1 protein-coding gene is annotated in these 8,179 nt (G+C 76.2%); it reads left to right on the top strand.

The annotated features are described in order from the left end of the window. Window positions 1–8,179, top strand: an 8,179-nt coding sequence (locus AB0F71_RS39480; RefSeq protein WP_360246042.1) for an SDR family NAD(P)-dependent oxidoreductase, incomplete at both ends; no start/stop codon positions are given.

The following is an 8,179-nucleotide window of genomic DNA, read 5'->3' as shown; positions in this document are numbered from 1 at the left end:
TCCCCTTCCACTCCACCACCCACCCCGGCACCACCCCCACCTTCGACGCCCACTACTGGTACGACAACCTCCGCCACCCCGTCCAACTCCACACCGTCACCCAGCACCTCCTCCACACCGGCCACACCCACTTCATCGAAACCAGCCCCCACCCCGTCCTCACCACCCCCATCCAACAAACCGCCGACACCACCGACACCGGTACGACGACCGTCACCACCGGCACCCTGCACCGCAAGCGGCCGGGCTGGACGGCATTCCTCACCTCGCTGGCACGGCTGCACACCGTCGGCGCGGACGCCGACTGGGCCCGGCTCTTCGAGGGCGCCCGGCCCCGGCGGATCTCCCTGCCGACCTACCCCTTCCAGCGGCGCCGCTACTGGCTGGAGCCCGGAACCGGTCGGCGGACCACGGCCGACACACCGCCCGACGGACCGGCCGCGGACCCGGGCGAGCAGGAGCGGGACACCGCCGCCCCGCCCCCGGTGTCCGAGGCACTGACCGCGCTGCCACCCGCCGAACGGCGCCGGGCGCTGCTGGACCTGGTGCACCGGAACGCGGCCGCCGTCCTCGGCCACACCGGCGGCGAGGAGCCCGCCTCCGGGCGCTCGTTCAAGGAACTCGGCTTCGACTCCTCGCTCGCCGTGGAGCTGCGGAACCGGCTGGTGACGGCGACGGGCCTGGAGCTGCCCGCCGCGCTGCTGTTCAACCACCCGACGCCGCGGCTCCTCGCCGATCACCTGCGCGACCGCCTCGCCGAGGCGCCCGGCACCGCCGCGCCCACGGCCGGGCACCGGCCCGACCACCCGGCGAACGGGCCGGCCGCGGACGCCGACGATCCGATCGCGATCGTCGGAATGGCCTGCCGGTTCCCCGGCGGCGTGCGCACACCCGAGCAGCTGTGGCGGCTGGTGGAGACCGGGACGGACGCGACCTCCGACTTCCCGGAGAACCGGGGCTGGGACCTCGACGCCCTGTTCGACCCGGAGTCGGCGGCCTCCGGCACCTCCTCCGTGCGCCGCGGCGGGTTCCTCGCCGACGCCGACCGGTTCGACCCCGCGTTCTTCGGCATCAGCCCGCGCGAGGCACAGGCGATGGACCCCCAACAGCGGGTGCTGCTGGAGGTGTCCTGGGAGGCGCTGGAACGGGCCGGCATCGACCCGTTGTCGCTGGGCCGGAGCCAGACCGGCGTGTTCGTCGGCGCGATGTCCCAGGAGTACGGGCCCCGGCTGACCGAGGGCGCCGAAGGCCTGGAGGGCTTCCTGCTGACCGGTACGACGGCGAGCGTCGCCTCCGGCCGGATCGCGTACACCCTGGGGCTCCAGGGCCCCGCGCTCACCGTGGACACCGCCTGCTCGTCCTCACTCGTGGCGCTGCACCTCGCGGCCCGGGCCCTGCGCAACGGGGACTGCCCGCTCGCGCTCGCGGGCGGCGTGACCGTGATGGCCTCCCCCGGGATCTTCGTCGAGTTCAGCCGGCAGCAGGGGCTGTCCGCCGACGGCACGTGCAAGGCCTTCTCCGACAGCGCGAACGGCACCGCCTGGGCCGAGGGCGCCGGGATGCTGGTGCTGGAGCGGCTCTCGGACGCGCGGCGCAACGGCCACCGCGTCCTCGCCCTGATCCGCGGCTCCGCCGTCAACTCCGACGGGGCGAGCAACGGGCTGACCGCGCCCAACGGGCCGTCCCAGGAACGGGTGATCCGCCAGGCACTCGCCGACGCCGGGTTCGGGCCCGCCGACGTGGACGCCGTCGAGGCGCACGGCACCGGCACCAGGCTCGGCGACCCCATCGAGGCCCAGGCCCTGATCGACACCTACGGACGGAACCGGCCCGCCGACGCTCCGCTGTGGCTGGGCTCCCTCAAGTCCAACATCGGGCACGCGCAGGCCGCGGCGGGCGTCGGCGGCCTGATCAAGATGGTGATGGCGCTGCGTCACCGGTCCCTGCCCCGCACCCTGCACGTGGACCGGCCGACCCGTCAGGTCGACTGGTCGGCGGGCACCGTCCGGCTGCTGACCGAGGCGCGGCCGTGGCCCGACACGGCCGTCCGGCGGGCGGCGGTGTCCTCGTTCGGGATCAGCGGCACCAACGCGCACCTGGTGCTCGAAGAGGCCCCCGAGGCCCCTGCGGCCCCCGGGATCCCCGCGGTCCGCGAGCCCGCGGCCGACGAAACGGGGGACGGCGAAACGGGGGACGGCGACCTCCGACCCGTCACGCCCGGCGCCGACACCGCCGTGCCGTGGCTGGTCTCGGCGCCCGACGAGCAGGGCCTGCGCGCCCAGGCCGAGCTGCTGCGCCGCCACCTCGACACCGCCCCGGACCACGCGCTGCCCGGCATCGGCCGGGCACTCGCCACCGGCCGCCCCGCGTTCACCCACCGCGCCGTCCTCACCGGCACCGACCGGGCCGCCCTGGGAGCCGGCCTGGCCGCGCTCGCGAACGGCGAACCGGCGCCCAACCTCGAACGGGGCACGGCGGCCGACCGGGGCAAGGTCGTGTTCGTCTTCCCCGGGCAGGGCTCGCAGTGGGCGGGCATGGCCGCCGGGCTGATGGAGTCCTCGCCGGCCTTCCGGACGGAACTCCTCGCCTGCGCCGACGCCCTCCAGCCGTACCTGGACTGGTCGGTGCGCGACGTCCTGGCCGGCGCACCGGGCGCTCCCGGGATGGACCGGTCGGACGTGATCCAGTGCACGACCTTCGCGGTCGTGGCGGCCCTCGCCGCGCTCTGGCGGGCCGCCGGGGTGGAGCCCGACGCGGTGATGGGCCACTCCCAGGGAGAGATCGCCGCCGCCTACGTCGCCGGCGCACTGTCACTGCCCGACGCCGCGCGGGTGGTCGCGCTGCGCGGACGCGAGCTGCTGCCGCTGGCGCACACCGGCGGCCTGCTGTCGGTGGCCCGCCCCCTGGACCAGGTGACCGGACTGATCGCCCGCTGGCACGGCCGGCTGACCGTGGCCGCGCTGAACGGCCCCTCCTCCACCGTCGTCGGCGGCGACCTCGCCGCCCTGGAGGAGCTGGCCGCGCACTGCGCCGAGGCCGGCGTCTGGGCCCGGCGGGTGCCCATCGACTACGCCTCGCACACCGCGCACGTGGAGGCCGTCCGGGACCGGCTCGCGGAGGTGCTCGCGCCGATCACCCCCCGCACACCGCGGACCGCCTTCCGCTCCACCGTGCAAGGCGTGCGGCAGCAGCCGTTCGAGACCGGCGCCGAGTACTGGTACCGCAACCTGCGCCACCAGGTCGAGTTCGAGCCGGTGATCCGGGAGCTGGCGGCCGAGGGCTACCGCACCTTCATCGAGGTCAGCCCGCACCCGGTGCTCACCCAGGCGATCGAGCAGACCGTGGAGGCGGCGGGCGCCGCCGGCGCCGTGGTCGCCGAGTCGCTGCGCCGCGACGACGGCGGCTGGGACCGGTTCGCGGCAGCGCTCGGTCGGGTGCACACCCAGGGCGTGCGGGTCGACTGGCGGGCCGTCCTCCGCGACGCCCCGGCGGACCCCGGCGACCTGCCGACCTACCCGTTCCAGCGGCAGCGCTACTGGATCGAGCCGGCCGCGCGCGGCGCCAACGCCCTCGGGCACCGGTTCCTGGACACCGTGACGGAACTCGCCGACGGCGACGGGCACGTGTTCACCGGGCAGCTGTCCATCGCGACCCGGCCCTGGCTGGCCGACCACGCGCTGCGCGGCACCGTCCTGCTGCCCGGCACCGCGCTGCTGGACCTCGCCGTACGGGCCGGGTCGGAGGTGGGCTGCGGCACCGTCGACGAACTCACCCTGGAGGCACCGCTCGCCGTCCCCGAGGACGGCGAGGTCCGGCTCCAGGTCGTCGTGGGCGGCTCCGACGGGGCCGGACGCCGCCCGGTGCGGCTGTACGCGCGCCAGGGCAGCGCGGAGTGGACGCGGCACGCGGCCGGGTTCGTCTCGGCCGGTGCGCCCGCCGGCCCGGGCGCGGACGTGGTCCCGGGCGGGGAGTGGCCGCCGCACGGAGCCACCGAACTCGACGTCGCCGAGCTGTACGACCGCCTCCACGAGCAGGGCTACGAGTACGGACCGGCGTTCCGGAACGTCCGGGCGGCCTGGCGACTGGGCGAGGACCTGTTCGCCGAGGTGACCCTCCCGGCCGAACTGCGGACGGACACCGGGCGGGGTGCCCCGCACCCCGCGCTGCTCGACGCCGCGCTGCACCCGCTGGCCGCCACCGGGATGCTCCGGGGGGACTCCGGGCAGCTGCTCCTGCCGTTCTCCTGGACCGGCTTCGCGACGGGGGCGGCGGCGCAGGCCGACGCGGGCTCCGGTCCGGCTCCGGGCCGCAGCTCGGGTTCGGGTTCGGCACGAGGTTCGGCACTGGGTTCGGCACGGGGTTCGGCACGGGGTTCGGCACCGGGTTCGGCACGGGGTTCGGCACGGGGTTCGGCACCGGGTTCGGGCTCCTCCGCGGGGGAGCCGCTGCGGGTCCGGCTGGCCCCGGCCGGGGCCGACACCGTCGAGGTGACCGTGACCGACGAGACCGACAGCTCGGTGCTCGCCGTCGGCACCCTCGCGCTGCGCCCCGTCGCCGTCGCACGGCTCGCCCCCGGCCGCACCGTGCGGGACCTGTACACCGTGGAGTGGCGGCCGCTGCCGCTCGGCGCACCCAAGGCCGCCCGGTGGGCCGTCCTCGGGTCCGCGCCGGCGGACGGCCCGACCGCAGAGTCCTACCCGGACCTCGCCGCGCTGCGCGAGGCGGTCGCCGGCGGCGCCCCCGTCCCCGACCTGGTCCTCGCCGGACCACTGCACACCGACGACGTCGGACCGGACGGCACGGCGCCGGGCACCCCCGCCGACGCCGCGCACCGGCTCACCGGGCAGGCGCTGACGCTCGTCCAGGAGTGGCTCGCCGACGAACGCCTCGCCGACGCGCGGCTGGTGATCACCACCCGGGGCGCGGCCGCCGTGGACGACACGGCGCCGGCACCGTCCCCCGCGACCGCCGCCGTCTGGGGCCTCGTCCGCTCCGCGCAGACCGAGCACCCCGACCGGATCGTCCTGCTCGACCTGGACGACGACCCGGCCTCGGCCCGCGCGGTCCCCGCCGCCGTCGGTACCGGCGAACCCCAACTGGCGCTCCGGGCCGGGACGGTGAAGGTCCCCCGGCTGGCCCCGCTCACCACGGCCGGGCCGGACGGCGCCCCCGCCCCCGACAGCACCACCCCCGACAGCACCGTGCTCGACGGCACCGTGCTGCTCACCGGCGGCACCGGCGGCCTCGGCACCCTGGTCGCCCGGCACCTGGTGACCGCCCACGGGGTCCGACACCTCATCCTCGTCAGCCGGCGCGGCCCCGCCGCCGACGGCGCCGCCGAACGGGCGGAGGAACTGCGCGCCCTGGGCGCCGAGGTCACCGTCACCGCCGCCGACGCCGCCGCCCCGGAGTCGCTGGCCGCGGTGCTGGCAGCCGTCCCGGCCGACCGACCGCTGCGCGCCGTCGTCCATCTCGCCGGCGTCCTCGACGACGGGACCGTCACCTCCCTCACCCCCGAGCGGACCGACGCCGTCCTGCGCCCCAAGGCGGACGCGGCCTGGAACCTGCACGAGCTCACCCGGGAGCTGCCGCTCACCGCGTTCGTGCTCTTCTCCTCCGCGATCGCCACCCTCGGCGGTGCCGGCCAGGCCAACTACGCCGCCGCCAACGCCTTCCTCGACGCCCTCGCCCAACACCGCCGCGCCTCCGGCCTGCCCGCCGTCTCACTCGGCTGGGGCCTGTGGGCCGACTCCGCCGGCATGGCGGGGCGGATCAGCGACTCCGACCAGGCCCGGCTGCGCCGCGGCGGCCTCGCGGCGATGCCCGCCGAGGACGCGCTCGCCCTGTTCGACGCCGCGCTCACCGCCGGCCGGCCGGTCACCCTGCCGGCCCGGCTCGACCTCGCGGCGGTCCGGGCCGAGCACGACCGGGGCGGGATCCCCCCGCTGCTGCGCCGCCTGCTGCCCCGCACCGGCGGGCCGGCCCACGCCCGCAGCACCGCCGCGCGGCCCGCCGCGTCCGCCCGGAGGATCGCCGAACTGCCCCCGGCCGAGCGGGAGGCGGCGCTGCTCGACCTCGTCCGCGCCAAGGCCGCCGAGGTGCTCGGCCACGACGATCCCGCGACGGTCGAACCGGATCGGGCCCTGCGCGAACAGGGTCTCGACTCCCTCACCACCGTCGAACTGCGCAACCGCGTCAACGCCGCCACCGGCCTCCGGCTGCCCGCCACGGTGGTGTTCGAGCACCCGACCGCCGCCGCGCTCGCCCGGTACCTCGGCGAGCGGATCACCGGCACCGGCCGCACCGACGAGGTCACCACCACCCGGGTGCGGAACGACGAGCCGATCGCGATCGTGGGCATGGCCTGCCGCTACCCCGGCGGCGTCCGCTCCCCCGAGGACCTGTGGCGACTGGTGACCGACGGCGTCGACGCGATCGGCGAGTTCCCCACCGACCGCGGCTGGAACCTCGACGCCCTCTACCACCCCGACCCCGACCACCCCGGCACCAGCTACACCCGCCACGGCGGATTCCTCCACGACGCCGCCGACTTCGACCCCGAATTCTTCGGCATGAGCCCCCGCGAGGCCCTCGCCGCCGACCCGCAACAGCGGCTCCTCCTCGAAACCGCCTGGGAGACCCTCGAGAACGCCGGCATCGACCCCACCACCCTGCGCGGCACCCACACCGGCGTCTTCACCGGCGTCATGTACGACGACTACGGCAACCGGCTCATGCAGGCGGCACCCGACGGCTTCGAGGGGTTCCTGCTCGCCGGGACCCAGACGAGCGTCGCGTCCGGCCGGGTGTCGTACGCGCTCGACCTCGCCGGACCCGCGCTGACCGTCAACACCGCGTGCTCCTCGTCGCTGGTCGCCCTGCACCTGGCCGCCCGCGCGCTGCGCAACGGCGAGTGCGACCTCGCCCTCGCCGGCGGGGTCACGGTGATGGCCACCCCGAACGCCTTCGTCGAGTTCAGCCGCCAGCGCGGCCTGGCCCCCGACGGGCGCTCCAAGTCCTTCGCGGCCGCCGCCGACGGCGTGGTGTGGAGCGAGGGCGTCGGCCTGCTGCTGGTCGAACGGCTCTCCGACGCCCGCCGCAACGGCCACCAGATCCTCGCGGTCGTCCGGGGTTCCGCCGTCAACCAGGACGGCGCCTCCAACGGCCTCACCGCGCCCAGCGCCGCCGCCCAGCGCCGGGTGATCCGTCAGGCCCTGGCCGGCGCCGGGCTCGCCGCCACCGACGTGGACGTGGTGGAGGCCCACGGCACCGGGACCAGGCTGGGCGACCCCATCGAGGCGGAGGCCCTGCTCGCCACCTACGGCCAGGACCGCGAACACCCGCTCTGGCTCGGTTCCGTCAAGTCCAACATCGGCCACACCCAGGCCGCCGCCGGCGTCGCCGGCATCATCAAGATGATCGAGGCGATGCGCCACGAGGTCCTGCCCAGGACCCTGCACGTCGACGCACCGTCCCCGCACGTCGACTGGAGCACGGGCAAGGTCGAGCTCCTGACCGAGAACCGCGACTGGCCCACGCCCGGCCGGCCGCGCCGCGCCGCCGTCTCCTCCTTCGGCATCAGCGGCACCAACGCCCACGTCATCCTCGAACAGGCCCCCGCCGCACGGCCGGTGCCTCGGACCGAGGAACCGTCGCACCCCACGGGCACGGCCGACGCGACACCGGTCACCTGGCCGCTCTCGGCCAGGACCCCGGCCGCCCTGCGGCAGCACGCCGAACGGCTGGCGGACCACGTCGAAGCCCACCCCGAACTCACCCCCGCCGCCGTCGCCGCCGCGCTCGACACCCGCGCCGGCTTCACCCACCGCGCCGCCGTCGTCGCCACCACGCGTGGCGAACTCGTCGACGGGCTGAGGGCGTTGGCCGCCGATCAGCCGGACGCCCGGCTCGTCCGGGGCGCCGCCGTTCCGGGGAAGACGGTGTTCGTGTTCCCCGGCCACGGCACCCAATGGCCCGGCATGGGCCTCGCCCTGATGGACACCTCACCCGTCTTCGCCGAACACCTCCACGCCTGCGACCAAGCCCTCCGACCCCACACCGGCTGGTCCCTCCTCGACGTCCTACGCGCCGAACCAGGCGCCCCCGACCTCAACCGCGTCGACGTCGTCCAACCCGCCATCTTCGCCGTCACCGTCGCCCTCGCCCGCACCTGGCAACA

The sequence above is a fragment of the Kitasatospora sp. NPDC028055 genome (assembly GCF_040637885.1).
In the GTDB taxonomy this organism is placed as follows: domain Bacteria; phylum Actinomycetota; class Actinomycetes; order Streptomycetales; family Streptomycetaceae; genus Kitasatospora.
Note: the sequence above shows the minus strand (reverse complement) of the source record. Positions and strands in the feature narration are given on the sequence as shown.